Origin of the sequence: Streptomyces sp. SD31, assembly GCF_052068475.1 — a bacterium.
Taxonomy (GTDB): domain Bacteria; phylum Actinomycetota; class Actinomycetes; order Streptomycetales; family Streptomycetaceae; genus Streptomyces.
Window position 1 is genome coordinate 1 of sequence record NZ_JBQHCX010000034.1, and the last position, 20,341, is coordinate 20,341.

At 68.8% G+C, this 20,341-nt stretch carries 17 protein-coding genes and 4 pseudogenes; 13 read left to right on the plus strand and 8 right to left on the minus strand.

The features are described from left to right. Window positions 1-118 precede the first annotated feature (118 nt). Window positions 119-556 (minus strand): cytidine deaminase, encoded by a 438-nt coding sequence (locus tag ACTMVF_RS41960; RefSeq protein WP_441276358.1) that lies wholly within the window; start codon window positions 554-556, stop codon window positions 119-121. Between the two features lie 21 nt (window positions 557-577). Then, window positions 578-1,068 (minus strand): annotated as a pseudogene (locus tag ACTMVF_RS41965) (IS630 family transposase); the annotation flags it as partial. An 882-nt stretch (window positions 1,069-1,950) separates the two neighbouring features. Here ACTMVF_RS41965 and ACTMVF_RS41970 point away from each other — a divergent pair. From ACTMVF_RS41970 to ACTMVF_RS41980, 3 genes and pseudogenes are all read left to right on the plus strand, one after another. Then, window positions 1,951-3,222 carry a DUF418 domain-containing protein gene (locus tag ACTMVF_RS41970; RefSeq protein ID WP_441276359.1) on the plus strand — a complete coding sequence of 424 codons (1,272 nt, stop codon included), beginning with the start codon at window positions 1,951-1,953 and terminating at the stop codon, window positions 3,220-3,222. A gap of 244 nt (window positions 3,223-3,466) precedes the next feature. Then, window positions 3,467-3,940, plus strand: coding sequence for a hypothetical protein (locus ACTMVF_RS41975; RefSeq protein WP_441276360.1), 474 nt, complete (start codon window positions 3,467-3,469; stop codon window positions 3,938-3,940). A 490-nt stretch (window positions 3,941-4,430) separates the two neighbouring features. Then, window positions 4,431-4,983, plus strand: a pseudogene (locus ACTMVF_RS41980) (GH12 family glycosyl hydrolase domain-containing protein); the annotation flags it as partial. Between the two features lie 160 nt (window positions 4,984-5,143). On the opposite strand, the gene ACTMVF_RS41985 reads toward ACTMVF_RS41980, so the two are convergent. The 4 genes from ACTMVF_RS41985 to ACTMVF_RS42000 all read right to left on the minus strand — a co-directional run bounded on the left by ACTMVF_RS41985 (window position 5,144) and on the right by ACTMVF_RS42000 (window position 8,359). After that, window positions 5,144-6,145 (minus strand): SGNH/GDSL hydrolase family protein, encoded by a 1,002-nt coding sequence (locus tag ACTMVF_RS41985; RefSeq protein WP_441276361.1) that lies wholly within the window; start codon window positions 6,143-6,145, stop codon window positions 5,144-5,146. Further along, window positions 6,142-6,636 carry an RICIN domain-containing protein gene (locus tag ACTMVF_RS41990; protein WP_441276362.1) on the minus strand — a complete coding sequence of 165 codons (495 nt, stop codon included), beginning with the start codon at window positions 6,634-6,636 and terminating at the stop codon, window positions 6,142-6,144. The genes ACTMVF_RS41985 and ACTMVF_RS41990 overlap by 4 nt, the downstream gene beginning before the upstream one ends. A 314-nt stretch (window positions 6,637-6,950) precedes the next feature. Further along, entirely contained in the window at window positions 6,951-7,721 is a 771-nt protein-coding gene (locus ACTMVF_RS41995; RefSeq protein ID WP_441276363.1) for a transposase family protein, read from the minus strand. A 110-nt stretch (window positions 7,722-7,831) separates the two neighbouring features. Continuing rightward, the gene (locus ACTMVF_RS42000) at window positions 7,832-8,359 is read right to left on the minus strand and encodes a GNAT family N-acetyltransferase (protein WP_441276364.1); all 528 of its coding nucleotides are present in this window, start codon (window positions 8,357-8,359) and stop codon (window positions 7,832-7,834) included. An 87-nt stretch (window positions 8,360-8,446) separates the two neighbouring features. On the opposite strand from ACTMVF_RS42000, the gene ACTMVF_RS42005 reads away from it, so the two are divergent. The 3 genes and pseudogenes from ACTMVF_RS42005 (at window position 8,447) to ACTMVF_RS42015 (ending at window position 10,934) form a co-directional block, all read left to right on the plus strand. Then, complete coding sequence (locus ACTMVF_RS42005; RefSeq protein WP_441276365.1) at window positions 8,447-9,217, plus strand: transposase; 771 nt, start codon at window positions 8,447-8,449, stop codon at window positions 9,215-9,217. A 264-nt stretch (window positions 9,218-9,481) separates the two neighbouring features. Beyond that, on the plus strand, window positions 9,482-9,730 hold the full coding sequence (locus ACTMVF_RS42010) for a hypothetical protein (protein ID WP_441276366.1): 249 nt from the start codon (window positions 9,482-9,484) through the stop codon (window positions 9,728-9,730). Window positions 9,731-10,488: 758 nt separating this feature from the next. Next, a pseudogene (locus tag ACTMVF_RS42015) lies at window positions 10,489-10,934 on the plus strand (hypothetical protein). A gap of 1,009 nt (window positions 10,935-11,943) precedes the next feature. Here ACTMVF_RS42015 and ACTMVF_RS42020 read toward each other — a convergent pair. Beyond that, entirely contained in the window at window positions 11,944-12,549 is a 606-nt protein-coding gene (locus ACTMVF_RS42020) for a dihydrofolate reductase family protein (RefSeq protein WP_441276367.1), read from the minus strand. Window positions 12,550-13,784: 1,235 nt separating this feature from the next. On the opposite strand from ACTMVF_RS42020, the gene ACTMVF_RS42025 reads away from it, so the two are divergent. The 4 genes from ACTMVF_RS42025 to ACTMVF_RS42040 all read left to right on the plus strand — a co-directional run bounded on the left by ACTMVF_RS42025 (window position 13,785) and on the right by ACTMVF_RS42040 (window position 15,537). Next, a complete protein-coding gene (locus tag ACTMVF_RS42025) occupies window positions 13,785-14,081 on the plus strand; it encodes an ATP-binding protein (protein WP_441276368.1) in 297 nt (98 codons plus the stop codon). Window positions 14,082-14,160: 79 nt separating this feature from the next. After that, complete coding sequence (locus ACTMVF_RS42030) at window positions 14,161-14,373, plus strand: hypothetical protein (RefSeq protein WP_441276369.1); 213 nt, start codon at window positions 14,161-14,163, stop codon at window positions 14,371-14,373. A gap of 103 nt (window positions 14,374-14,476) precedes the next feature. Further along, the gene (locus tag ACTMVF_RS42035; RefSeq protein ID WP_441276370.1) at window positions 14,477-14,677 is read left to right on the plus strand and encodes a hypothetical protein; all 201 of its coding nucleotides are present in this window, start codon (window positions 14,477-14,479) and stop codon (window positions 14,675-14,677) included. Then, on the plus strand, window positions 14,674-15,537 hold the full coding sequence (locus tag ACTMVF_RS42040; protein WP_441276371.1) for a hypothetical protein: 864 nt from the start codon (window positions 14,674-14,676) through the stop codon (window positions 15,535-15,537). Before ACTMVF_RS42035 ends, ACTMVF_RS42040 begins: the two co-directional genes overlap by 4 nt. A gap of 71 nt (window positions 15,538-15,608) precedes the next feature. Here the strand turns inward: ACTMVF_RS42040 and tpg (ACTMVF_RS42045) are convergent, their stop codons facing one another. After that, window positions 15,609-16,262 carry a telomere-protecting terminal protein Tpg gene (gene tpg, locus ACTMVF_RS42045; protein ID WP_441276372.1) on the minus strand — a complete coding sequence of 218 codons (654 nt, stop codon included), beginning with the start codon at window positions 16,260-16,262 and terminating at the stop codon, window positions 15,609-15,611. Window positions 16,263-16,428: 166 nt separating this feature from the next. Between tpg (ACTMVF_RS42045) and tap the strand changes: the two genes are divergently transcribed. The 3 genes and pseudogenes from tap to ACTMVF_RS42060 all read left to right on the plus strand — a co-directional run. Beyond that, window positions 16,429-18,654, plus strand: a complete 2,226-nt coding sequence (gene tap, locus ACTMVF_RS42050) for a telomere-associated protein Tap (protein ID WP_441276373.1) — start codon at window positions 16,429-16,431, stop codon at window positions 18,652-18,654. 10 nt (window positions 18,655-18,664) lie between these two features. Further along, the gene (tpg, locus tag ACTMVF_RS42055; RefSeq protein ID WP_441276374.1) at window positions 18,665-19,222 is read left to right on the plus strand and encodes a telomere-protecting terminal protein Tpg; all 558 of its coding nucleotides are present in this window, start codon (window positions 18,665-18,667) and stop codon (window positions 19,220-19,222) included. Between the two features lie 4 nt (window positions 19,223-19,226). Then, a pseudogene (locus tag ACTMVF_RS42060) lies at window positions 19,227-20,327 on the plus strand (alpha-amylase family glycosyl hydrolase); the annotation flags it as partial. Between the last annotated feature and the right edge of the window lie 14 nt (window positions 20,328-20,341).

Below are 20,341 nucleotides of genomic sequence, written 5' to 3' on the forward strand. Positions count from 1 at the left end.
GCCACCTCTTACGAGGCGGCGGTCACGCTCGCATCGTTCCTGCTCTGGGCAAGATCCGTTTGAAGACGGACCCTAGTGCCACATCAGGCAACGTTCGCCCTGTTGTCGGCTGGCGGTGTCAACCCGTGCTGAGTGGCGCGGTTTTCTCCGCGTCGAGTTGGTGGTCGGCCCAGACGTAGCTTTCGGGCAGCAAGTCGGTGATGAGGACGGTTCGGATGCGGTCGCCCTCGGCGACGATGACCTTGAGGGCGGGGAAGTAGTCGAGAAGGACCTGACGGCACCGGCCGCACGGGGGAACAACCCCTCGCTCGCGGTCGCCGACGGCGACGATTGTGTCCAGCTCGTAGGCGCCCTGGGCGGCTGCCGCGCCGATGAGGACCAATTCGGCGCAGGGCCCTCCGGTGAAGTGATAGGCGTTCACCGCGGTGACGATCCTGCCGTCCCGGGCGCGGGCTGCCGCTGCCATGGTGTGGTTGTCGCCCCGGCAGCGTGTGCGCGCGACGTGCGCTGCGGCCTGGATGAGTTCGTGGTCGACGGGGTGGGTCTGTGTGGTCATCTTCTCTGCCTTCTTCGGATGTCAGGCGACGTTGGCCCGCATGACGATGGCGTGCAAGCGAATATCGGCAGTGTGCTTGTTCCGTGATGATGTAGCGGCGGATCATGCTGTCCTGCTCCTTGTAGGCGAACTCGACGTTGCTGACGTCGGCCTAGGCGCCGCCCCGGTGTCCTTCTTCTTGGTGGGGTGCGGGGAGAAGTTGTCGAGCACGATCGCGATACGGACATTGGGCGGGTAGAGGCTGCGCAGGTAGCGGCAGAACGGAAGGAACCTCGTCCTGTTCTTCTTAGGCTTGATGCGGCCGTAGAGCTTGTCCTTGGCCAGGTCGTAGGCGGCGAACAGGTGCCTGACTCCGTGCGGGCGGGTGTAGGTTGCCTGCCGCTGGGGCCTCGGCTCCCGCTCGGGATCCCTGTGCCTCCCGCCGCGCTCGGCCCGCTGCCGCCCGGGGTGCGGCTGGAGATTGAGCGGCCGAACTCGTCCAGGCAGAAGACGACGTCGTAACCACCTTGATTCCGGCGGAGCTGATGGAGTCCATGCGGACGGTTGTACATGATGCAGCAGGCAGACGACGCTCATCTCCAGTTGCAGCAGCTCGATGACCACGAGGAGCGCGACTGGCAGCGCCGGCTTGGCTCGAAGCCGTTGAGGCTGTGCAAGGGGCCGTGACTCTGTACGCAACGGCGCAAGATCTCAACCGGTACCAGGTGGAAAAAGCAACCGCGACAGGTCGTCCGACATCCAGAGACGCAGCCGGCAACGCCTCTGTAGCCACACCCTGGCGCTGCCGGTCCCACACGAGCTCATCGCTGCGAGCCGAGTGGCTCACTCCTCTGCCGCGGCGACCGAATCAGGTGCATGATCCCGTCACCCCCCTGAACACAAGCACATCAGGGGGCGTTGTGAGCGGAAAGCGCCATGTCCGGACCCAGGCCACAGTGGTACGCGCGGGGGACACCACAACACTCGTATCCCTCGAGCGCTGGTGTCGCGGGCAGATCCTGGCCCCTGTCGATACCCCGATCGTCGAGACAGCGGCCGGGAAGCCGCGCCGGAAGCTGCCCCGCACGCAGTTGTGGGTGAGGGCTCGGCCCACCGCTCGATTCCGCGAGGAGCTTGGCCTCTGCGACTGGGAGCCCAAACCAAGGGGTTCCGTGTACTCCAGCAGCGTGACCGGCTCGAGGGGCTGACCGCCCTTGGGGGCGGTGGCGGCTGCTGGGGGCTGTTTTCCAGTCGTGATCACACGCGTCTGCCGGGCGGGCAGGACGGTGGCGGGGCTTCTGGATCAAGCTCCGGACTTTCAATCGAACCCGGACGCACGGGCGGCATACTTTGGTCGGCCGTGGTGAGACCGAAGACGGATTTCCTGGCACCGGGCGCCTTCCTAGCGTGGCCGTGTGACGACGACCGATGCCAAGAACGCTAAGAAGGCGCCGCTGCGGCGCGAGGCCGTTCAGGGTGAGGAGCGGGCGCTGGCGCCCGATCTCGCGCGCGGGATGATGCTCTTGCTCATCGTCCTGTCCAACACCGCCTTCCACCTCTGGGCGGCTCGGCACGGTCCTTCGGGGTGGCAGCCGGTCGACGGGACGTGGGCCGACCGCGCGGTCCAGTTCACTATGATCACCGTTCTGGATCTACGGGTCTATCCGCTCTTCGCGTTCCTCTTCGGCTACGGGATGATGCAGCTCTACCTGCGGCAGATTGAGGCCGGGACCTCGGGGCGCGCCGCGGTGGGGATCCTGCGCAGGCGCAGTCTCTGGCTGATCGTCATAGGGTTGTCGCACGCCACCCTGCTCATGGCCGGCGACATCGTCGGCTACTACGGGCTGCTGAGCCTCATCCTTGGCTGGCTCTTCGTCAGGCGCAGTGAGCGTGCACTGAGGTGGTGGATCGGGATCGCGGCCGCACAGCTGGTGTTCTTCACGGCACAGCCAGTAATAACGGCCTTGCTCCGCGGCGAGTTGGGATCCCTGGGGGACTCGGGAGCGGAGGCGGGCTTCGAGGCGTACGCGTCGGGCGAGGAGAACGGGCTCGCCGCGCTCGGTACCCGGCTGACAACCGGTCTGTTCATCACCTTCGCAGGGGCCCCGCTCGCGCTCATCGGCGGCGGCTACCTGGTTTTCCTGCTCGGCTTCTGGGCGGCACGCCGTCGCGTTCTGGAGGAGCCTGGGCGCCATCTGCGGCTGCTGCGCCGCACCGCGGTCAGCGGCATTGCGGTCGGCTGGCTCGGCGGGCTGCCTGCCGCGCTCGCCCACGTCGGCGCGCTCGAGGTGCCGGACGACGCCCAGAGCGAGGAGGGGGCGCTCACCATCCTGCGGGACTTCACCGGGAACGCCGCCGGGATCGGCTACGTCGCCGCCGTCGCGCTGTTCGCGCACTGGTGGACCCAACGGCCCAGCCGACAGGGCCGGTGGGGCGCAACGGCCGTTGTCGCGGTGTCCGCGGTCGGCAAGCGATCGCTGTCCTGCTACCTCGCGCACTCGCTGATCTTCTCCCCGCTGTTGGCGGCCTGGGGCCTCGGCCTCGGCGAGCACCTGACGAGCGCCACCATGGCGGTCTTCGCGGTCGGCGTCTGGCTGGTCACGGTGGCCGGGGCGTACGCCCTGGAGCGCGCCGGGCGACGCGGCCCGGCCGAGACAGTCCTGCGGCGGCTGGTGTACCGGCCCTGATGTGGACTGATGTGACTGTGACAAGGCGTCACACGAACAGTTCCGGTGACGGCTGGCTGTGTCAGTATCCGTGGGCACTGGCCCAGATTGGGTTGAGCGGTTGCTCTCCGTCGCAGTATTGCCTCGGACAGGTGCTCAGTCGGAGAGATCACCGGTTTCGGACGGTCCACCTCGTGCGCCGTGGTCGCCGAGGCGCAGGAGCTGTGGGCTGGCATGTCGGAAGCGGCCAGTAGCCTCACGCACCATGGGCATTCAGATCGATGTAGTGGTGGGTCACCCGATCAACGATGAGATGGAGAGGGTGCTCGGGTTGGCCGAGGTGGTCGGCGAGCCCGTCACTGTCACGTTCATGTGGGAGGGGCGTGAAGAGGCGGAACGCGCCGTGCTAGTGCCCGCGGCCCCGCTGGCGCTCTGGGAGCATTGGGCCCAAACCGCCTACCCGACGAGTGGCGCTGGGGAAGAGAACCGGGCTGTGGCGGAGGATCCGGAACTGGCCCACCCAGCGGAATTCGGCGCGTTCACGCTTTTTCGTCGTCGTGTAGGAGGGCGCACGGCGGTTGCACGCAAAGGCGTGGTGGTCGCCGAGCTACTGGACCCCGACGAGGCGCACTGGCTCCAGGAGAAGGCCCGCAATGTCCGCCAAGGCTTTATGGATCCGAAGCAGAAGGCGGCGTTCGAAGAGTTCCTTACCCGGCAGGCATCCCTCGATGATCAGTGACGCGCCGACTCGTGCTTCGTGACTCTGCAATTGATCTTCGGGCTCTGGTCCGGTTGGTATGGTGTGGTGAAGCTCGGTCACGCCAACAGGGCACGTTTGCGGAGGAGTTCGAAGCCTGCGTGGCCGAACATCTGGCGCTTGAGCATTTTGATGCGGTTGACATGGCCTTCCACGACATCGGAGTTCCAGGGCAGGTCAGGCCAGCGGCGACGGCATCAAGGTCGCGTTCGAGGTGTTGGGCGAACCGACTGAGACCGGGCAGGTCGGTAGCGGTTCTGGGTGATTCGATCCACTCCGGCAGTCGGTCACCCTGCAGGTCGGTAACCATGTCGTGGGCGAAGGTCCGCACGTGCTTGGCGAGGTCGTTAGGCCGTGTTTTAGGAGTGGTTCCAGTGTCTCGCCTCGTGCCGTGATGATCTCGGTGTGGGGCGTGGGGATCTATCTGATGACCAGTGGGCAGTGTTGGGCCCGTTGCTGCCGGTCGCGGTGTTCGCTCTACAACAACATCTGGGGCGCCAGCGCGGGCAGCCAGTGCGCCTTAGCCAACTCCGGTACAGGCTGGGGCGTCTGGGCCGACCATTCGGAGACCCGCGGCATCAAGTCCTACCCCAACTCGAGGTAGTCGATCGACTACCTCGCCTGGCTGACCAGCGACTACGACGTCAGCGTCCCGTCGTCCCGGCGCGTACAGCACCGCGTACGACATCTGGGACACCCACCACGACTACGAGATCATGCTCTGGGTCAACCACAACGGAGCCGTCGGACCGCTCGGCTCCTACCAAGGCAATGCCAGGGTCGGCGGCCACAACTGGAACGTCTTCAAGGGCACCAACGGGTCGAACGAGGAGTTCTCGTTCCTCCGGATCACCGACTCCACCTCCGGCACCGTGGACGTGAACGCGGTCCTCCACTGGATCGCCCACACCAAGGGCTGGATGTCCGGCAGCGAGACCATCGGCGACGTCCAGTTCGGCTACGAGATCAGCTCCTCGCCCGGCGGCCAGACCCGACAGCGGGGCCGGGGACCGCTGCCGCGGTGAGCCTGTCCCACAGCGGCCCCCGGTAGCCGTCGCCCGTGCTGCTGCCCTCGCCCCAGGTGATCGAGTCGCCCAGCGGCAGGACACGCAGGGGGGTGCCGGAGGCGACGGCGGGGGGAGAGAGGCAGCAGTCCCTGGCCCGGTTCACGGGTGGCCACGTCCCTCACCATCCCGTCGGCAGGCTCCTGAGGAACGGGGCAAGCCGGTCGGCGATCACCCGGTCGTCGTGAGCCGAGGTGTGCCCGTCACATCCGAGGAAGTCCAGGCCCGACTGTTCGAGGAACCAGTAGTGGACCCGGCTGTCGCCGGCGTCGTTGCGCGCCTCGACCACCTGTCGCACATGCTCGGCGTTTCTGTCGAAGCCGACGGCTACGAGGGTGGTGCCGGCACCGTAGCGAGTCCGCAGTTTCCGGAGGAACTCGCCGTAGGCGGTGCGGTAGGCGGCCGCGAGGCTGTCGGGCGTCCACGATTCACCGGGGGTGAGGTCGGAGAAGTCGTTGGAGCCGAGGTTGACCACCACGATCTGGGGGCGCCACGTCCCCGGGTTCTGCCAGACGTCGCCGTCCACGTTCAGCAGGGCGCGGTCGTAGTAGGTCCGGTACGTGACGCCCGGGGAGATGCCGGCGACGTTGCGCACCATGCCGAGGCCGGAGAAGCCGTTGATCTGGTAATCGGCGTCCAGCTGCTGGGCGGTGAGGGCGCCGTGGCTCACGTCGGTGTTGGTGTTCCGCTTGAGCTGCTCCGGATTGCAGTCGCGGGTGCCCGAGACATTGCCGTAGCCCACCGTGAGGGAGTCCCCGATGAACTCGATCTGGCGGTCCCGGGGCGCCGGCTTGCTCAGTACGGCGCCCCCGGGCGCGGCGACGAAGCCTCCGAACGTGCTGGTGTCCCCCGGGGTGTCGTTGCGTTTGACGACCCGGACCGTGTGCTCGCCGTCCCGCAGGCCGTTGATCCAGTGCGTGGTGTCGCCGGGTGTGACCAGGGTGGCGACGGTGGCCCCATCGACCTGGACGTCGTAGTCGGCGGCCGCGCAGTCGAGTACCACCCCGAGGCCGGTCCCGCGGAAGCGGCCCTCGAAGTACACCCCGGGCCAGCTGAACTGCACCGTCTTCCCCAGGTCCTTGACCCGCCCTGCGGTGTGCACCTGCTCCGAGACGCTCTTCACGGGGACCAGCTGCCACTGCTGTTGGCGCCGCCCCAGTCGGTGAACTGCACAACCTTGGCACCGTCCCTGGTGGCAGCGTTCCGGACCTCGACGGCCTTGCCGCTGTTGCGGTTGATCAGACGAACGTAACCGTCCGCCGAGTCCTCCAGCCGGAACTGCTGGTTCGAGCCGTTGGTGTCGCCCCACTGCACGATGTCCGCGTGGTCGGCGCCGGACCAGCCGTGGACGTCGAGCACCTTGCCCGAGTGCTGGGCCTTCAGTCGGTAGTAGCCGTCGCCCGAGTCGACGAACTGGAACCGCTGATGGGCACCGCCGTTGCGGGTCCACTGCTGAACGGCGGTTCCCTCAGCAGTACTTGCACCCGATATGTCCAGCGCCTTGCCGCTGCCCTGGTTGATCAGCTCATACCACGAGCCCGCGTCCACCGTGGCCGCTTGCGCGGTCCCGGTCGCGCCCAGCCCTGCCGGCGGAGCCGCCGGCAGGGTCGTCACCGCGGCAAGCGCCGCCGGGCGCCTCCCGCGCCCCGGCTTCGGGTTCCTGTCTCTGAAAGTCATCTGCGTGCCATCTCTCCGGCCCTGTGGCGCATCGGTGGGTCACGGCTGAACGTCCGACATTCCACCCCTGAATGTCAACCAATTTGAAGGGATGAAATAGATCAACAACAGGCACTCAATTTGCGCGACTTGATGAACTATCCACTTATCTGTACACGTCAAACAGTGTGTGTCTCACGCAGTTTGAAGCCTAAAGCGTGTTGCACAAGGCTGTGAGCAGGCAGCCTGAGCTGGGCTGTTGGCGCTCCGGATCATGCGGCGAGGGCGAGGTTGTGCATGCGGGCGACGGCTTGGACGGCGTGGTGGAGGCCGTCGCCGCGCTGGCGGCAGTCGCGGAGGATCTTGTAGTTCTTCATCCGGCCGATCACGTGCTCCACGCGGGCGCGGACCTTGCGGTGCTCGGCGTTGTCTTCCTCCTCGCCCTTCAGCAGCGGCCGTCCGGGCCGTTTGCGGTGCGGGACGATCAGGCCGGTGTTGAGGTAGGCGCCGTCGCCCAGCACCGTCACCCCCTCGCAGTGGGCGGGCAGGCCGGAGTGCCGCCAGGCGTGTGCGTCCGCGGTGGTGCCCGGCAGTGGGCGGGACGTGGCCACCACCAGCCGGGTGTCCGCGTCCACGATGACCTGCACGTTCGCCGAGAACCGGTAGTTGCGCGAGGGGGCGCCCACGCTCCGGTCGCGGACCGGGATCAGGGTGCCGTCCACGATCCACAACCGGTCCGCTGCATCGGCCGGCCGCGAGACGGGCTCGAGCGCGAGCAGCGGCCCCAGCCGTTGGATGACCCGGCACACCGTGGAGGAGGAGACGCCGAACAGCGCGCCCAGCTGCCGCATGGTCAGGTTCGTGCGGTAGTACACCGCGACCACCAGCACGCGCTCGGCCAGGGGCAACGACCATGGCCTGCCCCGCAAGGTGCCATCGCCGCCCCGCTCCCGCACTACCTTCAACAGACGTGCAAACTGCGTCACTTGCAGCCCGGTGAACGTCTCCACCCACACCCGCTCAGCCCTTAAAACCCCGGCCATACCCGGGAGATGCCCAGCTCACAGCCTTGTGCAACACGCTTCAAGAGCTGTCCCGTAACCGCTGGTCATGCGTCGCCAAGCCCCGCGCTGGCTTGCGAGCGCCAGGGTCGTCACTGGGTATCGATGCGCAGATCCCGTATGTACCAGTCGAGCCGTGTCCCGTCCGCGCCGTGTGTGTGCTTGTCGGGGGTAAAGCCCGCCCGACGGGCGACTGCGCAAGACGCGGCGTTCTCCGGCTCTACCCGGATCACAGCCTGCTTCGCTCCTTCACTCGTCGCATATCGGGAGACCAAGAGGACCGCGCGGGTGGCCAGGCCGCGCCCTCTCCACGACGGGTAGAGGCCGTAGGCGACATTCACCTGGCCGGGAGACAAGCCCTCTGCTGTGAAGCGCAGGTCGATCGTCCCCGCGAGCGCCTCGTCGATGCCTACCCGGATGCCGAAAGCGCGGAGTGGGCCGGCCGTGTCCCACTGTTCCAGGCAGTGCCGTATGTAGGCTTCGACGCCCTCGCGTGTGCCGGGACCGCCGCTGAGCCAGCGCACCAGCTGCTCATCCTCCCCCGCGAGGTGTGCCTCCGCATCGTCCAGGCGTAGCGGGGACAGAGTGATGATCCCGTCGGACAGCTTCACTTCATGCATCCGGCGATTCTTGACGCCTGAGCTGCGTTGCGCCATCGGATTCTGCGAGACATCGCGCAGGGCCCCACCACAAGAGATGATCTCGGGATGGCTGGTGTGATGACGGCGTCGGAGCCTTCCTGGGTAGCCCCGTTCACTGGGCTGAGCCCACGTCAGTTCAGCAAGCTGATCACCGCGTTGAGCCGAGCAGGCGCGGATGCGGTCCGCAGAGGACGGCTGTGGAGCATGCCGCTGGAGGACCGGGCTTTGCTGGTCGCCGCGTACTGGCGCACGAACCTGACGCTGCGCCAGCTTGCGCCGCTGTTCGGCATCTCGAAGTCGGCCGCCGACCGCATCATCGCCCACCTCGGGCCCTTGCTCGCGCTCCAGCCGCGCGGGCGGTTTCCCAAGGACACCGTGCTGATCGTGGACGGAACCCTGGTGCCCACCCGTGACCACACCGTCGCCGAGCAGTCGAAGAATTGCCGGTACTCAACCAACCACCAGGTCGTCATCGATGCCGACCCCCGGCTCGTGGTCGCTGTCGGCCGGCCGGTGCCCGGCAACCGTAACGACTGCAAGGCGTGGGAACTGTCCGGCGCGAAGGAGGCTGTCGGCAGGACCACGGTCATCGCCGACGGCGGCTACCGGGGCACCGGCTTGGTCATCCCGCACCGCCGCGAGCGCGGCCAGGCCGAACTCCCGGCCTGGAAAGAGGAGCACAATGCCTCTCACCGCAAGGTCCGCGCCCGCGTTGAGCACGTTTTCGCCCGGATGAAGGGCTGGAAGATCCTCCGCGACTGCCGCCTGAAAGGTGACGGTGTTCACCACGCCATGTTCGGCATCGCCCACCTGCACAACCTCGCCCTGGCCGGGTAACGAAGAACGGACTGGTCAACCAGCACTCCATAGATCATTTACGGGACAGCCTTAGGCAGTTGGCCAGCACGGCCTTGCGCTGGACCCGGTGGCTTTCGATCAGGGCGTCCGTGTGAGTCAGGAGTCAGCGGGTCACGGCGCGGGCCGATGGCGGCCGGGGCCCGACCGGCTGGGGTTTGCCCCGCAGAGTTCTGCTCACGTAGTGGCGGACGTTGGCGTAGCCGTCCGATCCCTGACGGCGATGCCCGTGATCTCCTGCGGGCGTTGGCGGACACGGCGTCATTGGAAGGCCTCGCGGCCGGCTGGCGCACGGCGGCCCAGGTGCGGGAGTGGGCTCTGGATCTGTGCCAGCGGGTGGAGCGCCAGCTGGACGCCGGGCAGCTCGGCGAGGCCGTAGAGGAGTGGCTGCACGGCAGGCTGCTGCCGTCTGGGGTCTCCGTCACCGAGACTTTGCGGGATCGCCGCTGGGCGCCGTCGAAAGGCGTGTTCTCGGCACTGATGCTGCTGTTCTAGTGCCAGATGTTCGTGTTGCTGGACGGTCTGGTGCCCGGCTGCCAGTGGCACGTCCTTCAGATCCCACGGGTGCTGGCGCCACCCGTCCGTGACCTGATTCTCAGCAAGGTGGTCGGCCCGGAAACAGCAGCGGCCGCTGAGGCCGTCGGCTGAATTCATCTCGGTGGCGTGGTGGTTGATGTTCAGGTGTCGAAGAGGGGGGAGCTGGTCGGGGTTGGGGTTCTGGCAGGGGGTGTGACGGGATAGTCAGGAGGTGACTGAGTATCGCTTCGTTGTTGTCGGGCAGATTGGCGGGGAGTCGTTCAGCTGCACGTGGATCTGTCTGGATGCCAGTCTGGTCGAGCGGTTTCGGGGTACCTCGGTGGATGACATGGCCGGCTTGGACGAGGCCTACAGGCTGACCCGGTTTGCCGTGGTCGGCCTTGGAGCGTTCGGCGCGGGCGGAGGCGGGAATTCTCGTCGACCAGGAGATCGCGGTACTCCTCGGGGTCCTGCCCGCCGTGCTGAAGGGTCTGGGTGTCGTCTTCAACCTGTCCTTCCGGGATTTCAAGAGCTTCGAGGGTTACTGGAAGGACCAGGGGGATGAGCGATGGCTATGCCGCACGTCGGAGCTTCGTCAGCGGCGTGTTCGGTCCTGTTCTGGATCAGTTGGACGGGTACCGCCCCCGTCTGCGGCAGGGGCGAGGTCAAGCGTGCCGTATCACCGACGTCACTTGCGTCGGCTTCGGGGCGGTCTGGCGGGCGTGTGGTGGGGCGGGATGCTCGATGAGGTGCAGTTCCTCAGCCGCCGGTACGACCTCGATAACCTGCCCAGCCACGACTCCCGGTTCGCCCATGCCGCCCGGGATGTCTGGCAGACCTGCATCAACAGTCCCGCAGGCTGGGAAGGCGACTGGATTTGGCACGAGGAGCGGTTCGGCCTGGCTGACAGCGACGAAGCGCTCCTGCGGTTTCTGGCCGAGATGTTGCATCCGGCGGTGCGCTCGATACCGCCGAGGTCGAGCGTCTGCATGCCTTCTTCAACGTGACGCTGGCGCACGACGGCTACGAGCTCATCGAGGTGGACAGCATTAGCGGCGCCCCAGTGTTTGCTGCCCGCACGATCGGCGCCGGCGTGTCCGGTGTCATGAAGGACCTGATCTTTGCGTCGGGCGGCCGAAACCGGAGTTCGTGCTCGGCGACGCCATCATCAACGACGTCCTGATGGTGAAGAATGAGCAGTTCTGCCTCGTGTACAGCCTGCGGCTCAGCGCATCTGGCCTGACCTGGGGCGAGATGATCAGCTGGTGGCGGGCTCGGGAGTCCCTCCCCGCGGACATGCCGGACAACGAGGTCGGTCGCAGTTGGAGGGCGGAGGTCGCGTCGGCCATCTGGTGCGCGGCCTTGGCCAGCTTCTTGGAGGCTGTCGTTGCCTCTGCAAGCGGCTGTGGGCGTCACTGCAGAGCGATCCCGAGCGGCCGAAGTGGTTCTCGCCCGAGCAGAGGGTGTTGCGCACCTACTGCGAGCCTGCCCCATGAGCGAGACCGGAGCCGGTCACCCGGCGCTGCTGCCGCAGGTGTACCTGCACATGGGCCCGAGAACGCGCGAAGAGCGCGGCACCAAGGACAGCGCCCTCGGCCGCGAACGCATGGCTTCTTCCTCCTGCTCCCGCACGGGGTCCGCGTCGTGGTGGAAGTGGACGGGAAGCACCACTACGCCGAGGCAGACGAGGCGTCCCCGCGGCTGTGCGCGAAGATGGTCGCCGAAGACCGGGCGCTGCGGCTCAAGGGGTACGAGGTGTATTGATTCGGTGGGTACGAGCTGGGCCTGAACAGTGCTCCAGCGCTGCTTCGCCGGTTCTTCGCCGAGCTGCTGGGGAGCCAGCCATAGGGAATAGGCCCGTCAAGCTCCACTGGCTAGGTCTTTCCCTCATGTGCCGGCGAGCCGCCGAGAGGGTTGCCGGTCCTGCCAGGGACAGCTTCGGTCTCCACCTCAGCAGCTCGCCCGCCCGGTCGCTCTTGGTGTAGCTCCCGGCGACGTTCCCGGGCCGCCGATCGGTGTCGATGGTTACCAGGGGCGTGCTGACGACGTTGTTGGAGGAACCCTGTCTCCCTCAACCGCGCCGCGACCTGGACCGGGTGTCCTGACGTTGGCCGTTCGGCCCCCTATGAGGTCTTGCTCCGCGTCCGTCGGCGTCGGCCTGGCGGTCGTTCAGACCGGCGGACGGGGCGATGTCATGCCGGGGCGCCGAGCGGCGGGTGCTCGAGCACGCGGGGCTTGTACTCGACCAGTTGGATGCGGCCGTCGAAGGTGCGGTGCTCGATCATTTCGAGGGCGACGTCCGGATAGCCGTCGTAGATGCGTTCTTCGCCCGTGGCCCCGGTGATTACCGGGAACATCACGACCCGGAAGCGGTCGACGAGTCCGGCTCGTAGCAGGGACCGGCACAGGCTGAGGCTGCCGATCGTGCTGAGGAGCCCCGAGCCGCTCGACTTCATGGCGCGGACCGCCTCGACGGCGTCGTCGCGGACGAGCGTGGAGTTGGCCCACGTCAGTGGCTCCTTGAGTGAGGAGGAGAACACCACCTTGGGGGCTTGCGTGAGCTCGTCGACGGATGCCTCTTCTTCGGGCCTGAACTCGTCTTGGCCATCCGGGACCTTGCCTGCGGCGAAGCCCGACATCAGGCGGTAGGTGTTCGCTCCCATCAGGTAGGTGGCCTCGGGCTGCTCGCCGAGCCATGCGAGGTACTCCGGGCCCTCGAGGCCCCAGAACCCGGGCCATCCCTCTCCCGATGCGTGGCCGTCGAGGGAGGTGATGAAGTCGACGAGAAGCTCCGACATGGCGGTGTCCTTTCCTAGGTGTCACGAGCTTGGACCGTCCGGGAGCCGCAAACTCATCGGCCGCGCTGTGGAGTAACGAGAAAACTCATGACGCTGCGCCGATCAGGCCGGCGGAGCGGCACTGCTTCGCAGGGCGCGGAGGGCCGGTTCAAAGAGGGGTTCTAAGTGAGGCCCACTCCACGGTCGGGCACCTCTCGTTCAAGGAGTAGGAGCCGGCCACGCAGGGCTCAGCGCGGCGTGTGATTGGGCGGTGGGGTTGCAGCGGGTGGGCGTCAGCGGAGTTGCGGTGTGGATGTCCTGGTAGTGGGCGTGGGGCTGGTTTTTGGTTGCTGTCATGGGGTGACCAAGCGGCTGTTGTGGTGTGGCCAGCAGGTTGGTTGCTGGCTGTCATGGGTTTCGCTGTTCCTGTGTGAGGGGTTGGCGGGGGCGGGTGGGCTGGGTCGTATGACGGTTCGGGGGGTTTCGGCGGGTGGGGCCGGGGCGGGATCGGCTGGTGTGGTGTCGGCCGGGGGTGCGCCGTTGGCGCGGGGTGTGGTGGTGCGGCGGCTTCTTGCGGTGGATGGGGAGGGGCCGCTGTCGCGGTTGCATGTGCGGATCGCGGCGGGGCTGGCGCGGGGGTGTCGGAGCGGACGGTGTGGCGGTGGCTGGCCGGTGGACGCCGGGGCGATGTCGAGGCGCGGCCGCGGCGGGACGGGTTTTCGCTGAGTGACGCGTTGTGGGGGGTCCTGGGTCAGGCGGGCGGGAACGTCGCGGAGTTGCGGCGCAGGATGCTCCGGGCTCAGGAAGGGGGGGTGTTGGAGGGGTGGGGGGGCGGAGTGTGTGCCCTCGCTGCCGACGTTGCATCGGGTGATCAAGCGGGATCTGGGGGCGGGCCGGGTTCTTGAGGTGGCTCGTCCGGCAGGGGCCCGGGCTGGGCTGCAGCCGAGCCGGTATGACCGGGCCCTGGCGGATTTGGGACTCGTGGACGGGGCGGGTGGTCCGCTTGTTGTCGACGGGCCGCCCGCCGACGTGCCGGTGGCGGAGGGCGCCGCGGATGCGGGGGTGCGGGGCGGTGGTGTGCGGTTGTACGTGCCGGGGGCCCGGCTGGTGTCGACCCGGCAGGTGGCCGGTGTGGTGGAGGCGGTGGGGCATACGGTCGCGGTCCGCGGGATGTGCTGTGTGTACGGGGGTACGGGCCTGGGGAAGACGGTCGCTGTCGAGCAGGCGTTGCATCTTCTGCCCGGCCGGGTGCCGGTGTGGCGGGCGGTGGCCGGGGTGGCGCCCGTCTGCCGCAGTTGCGGGCCTCGTTGTGCGAGGCGTTCGGGCTGCAGTCGGGGGCGCTGCCGCATCGGGCCGGGCCGGCCAGCCAGGCTCTGATGCGGGCACTGGCCGGGCCGGCCAGCCAGGCTCTGATGCGGGCACTGGCCGAGCCGGGTGTGCTGTTTCTCGATGACGCCCAGCGTCTGACGCCGCCGTTGCTGGATTATCTGCGGCAGTTGTGGGACGCGCCGGGCTGTGCGGCGGCGCTGGTGCTGTGTGGGGGCTGGAAGTGAGCGGGCTCTTGCCCGTGCTTCGGCGCTGCGCTCGCGGGTGCTGACCTGGCATCAGGTCGGCCGGCTGGATGAGTCTGGGGTGCGGCAGACGCTGAGCCTGTTCCATCCGGTGTGGGCGCAGGCGGATGCGGACGATGTTGCGCGGGTGGACGAGCAGATGGCGCGCGGCGATTTCCGTACCTGGGCGAAGATCACGTCGCATGTCTACGCGGCCCGCGAGCGCGACCCCGCAAGGCGTGTGGGCCGGGAGCTGATCGAGCAGGCTTGCGCGCGTTTTGGGCCCTATCCGTAACGGTCCGGGCTGCTCGAAGGGCTTGTGTACGGGCCTTCACCTGTTCCGACTGGGTGAACGAAGGCGGGCTCCGCGGAAGCGGATGAGAACGAAGGGGCATGGGGTGGAGGGACAGCCGCTGGCGCCGCCAAGGGATCCGGCCGGTGTTCTGGGGGAGGAGTCCTTGACGGCGTTGCGGGTGCCGGCGGTGCGCTGTCTGCTGGCGCTGCGCGTCGAGCGGTGGCTGCCGCGGGAGCATGTGCGCCTGGCCGGGGAGTGCCTGGGCGTGTCGCCGCCACCGCCTGGATCACCGCCCTGCCCGTGAACCGCCCTGCCCGTGAACCGGCTGACCGTCCTGCGCGCCACCGCCTCACCGCCCGCCGCACGATGCGCCTCCTGCAGTTGCGCGCCCTCACCGGCATCGACCTGACGCTGGTCTGCCACCGCCCGTATCTGCCCGCCGCCCTGCACCAGGCCCTGCAGATGGCCGGCTACTCCGTCACCGCCGACTTCCAGGCCGCCCGCCGCCACTACTACGGCACGACCGTTCCCATACCCCCTCCTGCTGACGAACCCGCCCGGCTGGCCAACCGGTGGCTCACCCTGCCCGCACTGGAGCGCCTCGTCTCCTACGACAGCCCCGCTCCATGTACCGCTCCGTGTACACCGCCGGCGATCACTTTCCGGCACCGCCCGCCACCCGCACCGCTCACCGAGCAGACAGCCCGGGAAGCCGCCCGACGCCTGGCCACCGTGACCGTCCACCCACGCTTGGCCGCCGCTCTCGCCGCCGCGTCCTTCACCGGCGCTTCCTTTCAGCAGCTCGCCACTGCCCGCCCCGGCGACTACGACGATGCGGCGGCCACCCTGGCCCTGCACGACCGCGCCCGCTACAGCGACGGCTGCGCCACCTACCGCGCGCCGCCGTGGGCACGCGTCTTCCTGCAGGCCGCCGTCTGCTTCGCCCGGCTCGCGCCCGGCCAGGACCGGCACCTGCTGGCCGGCCCTCACGACCTCGCCCACCTGCTGTGCGTGGCGGAAGCTGCCAGGCTGCGCCCGCCCCAGCCGCCCGCCGGCCAGCGCACCGGTCCTGCCGGCCGCATCCAGTGGGACTGGCGCGAACGCAAGGAAGCGCAGCGCTACGACACGATGCTGACACCGCACCAGGTCCCGCCCGCCCCCTGAGCCCGGGCCCCGCACACCTCAAGCCGGCAAGGGGAGGTGGCGCCGCGCGGAACAGCAGGCCGGGGGAGCGGTCAGCCGATGGAGAAATCGGCGAACTCCACGTTGGTGAAGGCGATCCCGGGACCGTGGGCACGTAGGCCTGCGTCCCGGAAGTAGGCATGCCCCAGCGCCCGGGCGAGGATCGCCATCTGCTGCTCGCCTGCGCCGGCGTCCCGGGCGGCGAACAGCTCGCGGGCCATTTCTCCCGACAGGTACGGGGTGATCAGCCGTACCCGCGGATCGTCCGACGAGCCTGCTGGAGCGTCGAATCCGAACCGCGCCCTGGTGTGGAGGACAAAGCCGTCGGCCTCGGCCGGGGCCCGCAGGCGGGCGCGCACCCGGGGCTGCCACCGTGCCCTGACGGCCTCGTCGATCAACCCCGCATGCACAGCACTGGGGTTGCGGCGCATTCCCGGCCGGGTGGTGGTCCACCTCTGTACCGTGCGCTGGGAGATCCCCAGGAGGACAGCTACGTTCTTCGTGGAGTTCTTCTCCGTCTTGAGCAGGAAACGCGCAGCGGCGTCACGCGTGGGCACGGGACGGGGCAGCAACGCTCTCTCGAGTCCCTTGACGATCTGACCCATGCCAGCCCTCGACCGTTCTGCCACCGCGATGGCTGGTGCATGGCGGCCGTCTGCTCTCCCAGATCTCTCACACCAAGCCGCTTGCCCGGCCAGTTCAGGCATTGCCAGGACACCACTGCCGGCCCTGGGCTAAAGGACGTGAAGCAGCCCAAGCCCCGGGGACGTCTGGAGGCAATCGTGAACTCCCACCACCGTTTACGGCATCCGTACGCGTTTGGTACGCGAAATGTTCGCTTCGCGCTAGGGTTGCGGGACAGGAGGTGCTCCCTTGTCCGAGCTGTTCGACGCGGTCGACGCGCTCATCGCGTCCCGCTCCCCGCTGCCGCCCCCGGCGGAACGCAAACGGCTGCGCCAGGCGCACGGGCTGACGCTGGATGAGGTGGCCGCCGCGCTGCAGGTGCGGCGCGCGACGGTCAGCGGCTGGGAGGCCGGCAAGACCGAGCCGCGGCCGCCAGAGCGCGATGCATACGCCCGCATGCTCAAGCAGCTCGCCCAGCTCTACCCCGCCAACACCCCGGTGCCCCCTGAGGACACGGCGGCCCCCGGAACGCCTGTCGTTGCGGCCGCTCCTGCGCCATCGGCAGCTGAACCGGCCCAAGCCCGCAGCGCACCCACAGGCCCGGCTGCGGAGCCCGCGAACACCGCACTGCGCCCCGCTGCCCCTGCCGCTGTACCGCGCCCGGCGGTCACGACCAGGCCGACGTCGCGCCGTCCGGCCGCGAAGAAGGCCGCCCCCGCAGGCACCCCGGCGGGCGGCGCCGATCCGCGTTTCGAGAACGGTCCGCTCGCGGTCGTCGACGTCGACACAGAGGGTCAGGTGCTGGCGTACTGCGTCAGCGGCCTGGTCCTGGACGTACCGGCGAAGTCGCTTCCCGCGCTGGTGGAGTGGACGCTGCGCGAAGGGCGGCTCGGCCAGCCGAGGTTGTCCGGGCCGGGCAAGGACGCCGACCCGCTGATCGTGCTGACCCAGGCCGCGTGCGAGCACTATGGCCTGCCCGTCACGCTCACCAAGGAGGAGCGCCTGGCCGGGCGGATCCCGGAGGGCCACAAGGTCATCAAGCAGCTGACGCGCGCCGACTGGCAGCTGACCAAGCGCGGGTTCGGGCCGTGGGCGAGGATCTACCGCCCCGCGCAGGGCGCGGAGCGATCCTGCGTGCAGTTGTGCGTTCCGTCGTGGGACGCGCTCGACACCCGGCACTGGGCCGACGCCGCCCAGCTGCCGCCGGCCGAACTCGCGCGGCTCCTGGGCACCTACGCGGCCCGGGTGATGACGCCGCGCGGCTCCACCGCCGTCACGGGCCTGGAGCTGATGACGGCTCTGCACCCGCCGACCCGTGCCTCCGAACCGGACGCGGACGGCCGACGGCATTCCGAGCACAACCCCGGCTCGCTGGGCAAGGACTCGGTGGACTGCGCGCCGTGCGAGGCCCCCGACGGGCACCCGCTCCTGGCGGACCTGCCGCGCTTCCACCACCGCACCCCGGCCGAGGTCCTGGCGGAGGAGGCGTACGACTGGGCACGCCCGCTCACCGACGCCGAATGCCTTCGCCCCCACCTGGTGGGCATCGACGTGAACATGGCCTTCGCCGCCGGCGCGAACGGCCTCACGGTCGGCCTTGGCGCGCCGACGCACGTCAAGAACCCCGTCTTCGATCCGAAACTGCCCGGTTCCTGGCTGGTCGACCTGAGCCACGTCGACCTGTCCCGCGTGAAGGTCGCCAAGGGCCAGTGGGCGGAGCTGGACGCCGGGCTGCTGCCGAGCCCGTTCACGCCGAAGGGCGAGCGCCCGACAGGCCCGGCCTGGTACGCGACGCCGACGGTGGCGTACGCGGTGGAGCTCGGCTACGACGTCGCGCCGATCGAGGCGTACGTCCGCCACGACAACGGCCGCTACCTGGACGCCTGGTACAACCGGTTGCGCGATGCCTACCTCGCCACGATGGCCGACCTCGGCGTGCACACGGACATGCCGCCGGCCGACTTCCTCGCGGCGATGGACGGCTACCGGCAGCGGGACCCTCAGCTGGCGGTCGTGGTGTCCGCGATCAAGGCGACCGTGAAGGGCGGTATCGGCAAGCTGCGCGAGCGCCCGCGCGGGGAGGGCTGGAAGCCCGGGCAGCCGTGGCGGGCCCTCGCCCGGCCCACCTGGCGACCGGACATCCGCGCCGCCGTCATCTCCCGCACGCGGATCAACATGCACCGCAAGATCGTCAAGCACGCGGCGTTCACCGGGCAGTACCCGGTGGCCATCCTCTCGGACTGCGCCGTCTACGCGTCCGACGGGCCGTCGCCGCTGGACTTCCTGCCCTACCGGGACGGCAAGCCGCTGCCGGGCGGCTTCAAGCTCGGGGTGAACCCGGGCCTGGTGAAGTGGGAGGGCACCCAGAGCGTGCTGTGGGGTGAGGGGGTGCGCGAGCAGTTCAACGCCCCGGACCTCAACCTCGCCCGGTACATCAAGGACGGCACCGTCACCGACCAGGACAGCGGAGAGTAGGTAGAGCGCGATGAGCCTGTTCGGCAACGGCCTGGACGCCGCGGTGCACAAGGCGTTCACCCGCCCGGCGCCCAAGAGCGCGCCCGCGCAGATGCGGTACCTGGTCAGGCAGCTCAAGGGCACCAGGGCGGTCGCCCAGATGCTGCGCATCTCCCAGCGCACCGTCGAACGGTACGTGAAAGATCAGATCAAAAAGCCGCGCCCGGACCTCGCCGCCCGTCTGGAGTACGAGGTGAAGAAGCGGTGGCAGCCGCAGATCCGCGCCAGGGCGCGGCAGAAGGCGGCGACCACCGGCGGCATCGTCATCGACACCCGCGCCCGGATCGGCTACACCGCGCCGATCGGAACGACGGACGAGGGCCGCCTCCGGCACCTGACAGTCGCCCTGCCGCCGCAGTACGCCGCCCGCCTCTTCGACGCCCAGGAGCAGGGCGCCAGCGACCAGCAGCTCCAGCAGATCGCCGCCGAAGCACTCAAGGAGGTGTACTTCCAGGACAACGGCCGCCGCGCCGGCCAGCTGGAGGAAGTCCGCTTCACCGACATCGAGCACCTGGAGTTCGATCTGTAGATCCGAACAGCCCGACCTCAACTGGCAACACCCGGACGTGCACGCCGAGTTCGAGTCCATCCTGCGGTTCTGGTTCGACCGGGGCGTCGACGGCTTCCGCATCGACGTCGCCCATGGCCTTGCCAAGGACCCCGAACTGCCCGACCTGACACGCGAACAGGTCGTGCACCCGCACTGGGACCGCGACGAGGTCCACGACATCTACCGCACCTGGCGTGCGGTCGCCGACGAGTTCCCCGGTGAGCGGGCCTTCGTCGCCGAAGCCTGGGCGGACACTTACGAACGCCTCGCCGCCTACGTCCGCCCCGGCGGCCTGCACACCGCGTTCAACTTCGACTTTTTGATGGCCAGCTGGGACGCCAAGGACCTCCGCACGGTCATCGACGACTCCCTCGCCATGCTCAGCGGCGTCGGCGCACCGGCCACCTGGGTGCTCTCCAACCACGACGTCATGCGCCACGCCAGCCGCTACGCCCGCCAGACCGTCGCACGCTGGGTGCCCAACGAGCGATACCAGCCCCAAGGCCCCGTCGACCTGGAGCTGGGCACCCGCCGTGCGCGCGCCGCCGCCTTGCTGATGCTCGCTCTGCCCGGCGGTGCCTACATCTACCAGGGTGACGAACTTGGCCTGCCCGAGGTCGAGGACCTCCCGGTGGACGTCCTGGAGGACCCCATCTGGGAACGCTCCGGCCACACCGACCGCGGCCGCGACGGCTGCCGCGTGCCGATTCCCTGGTCCGGGCAGGCGGAGCCGTTCGGCTTCAGCCCCGACGACGCCTACGCCGGTCCCTGGCTGCCACAGCCCGCCAACTGGAACCAGCTCAGCGTGGAGGCACAGACCGGGGATGAGACCTCGATGCTGGAGCTGTACCGCACCGCCCTGCGCCTGCGCCGCGACCACCCCGCCCTCGGCGACGGCACCATGACCTGGCTCGACGCCCCAGCCGGAGTCCTCGCCTTCCGCCGCGACCCCGGCTTCCTCTGCGTCGTCAACCTCTCAGACGAGGCGTACCAGCTGCCCGACCACACCGCGATCCTGCTGGCCAGCGGCCCCGTCGCGGACGGACAGCTGGAACCCGACCGCGCGGTCTGGCTCAAGGTGTAGCAGCCCGCAACCGG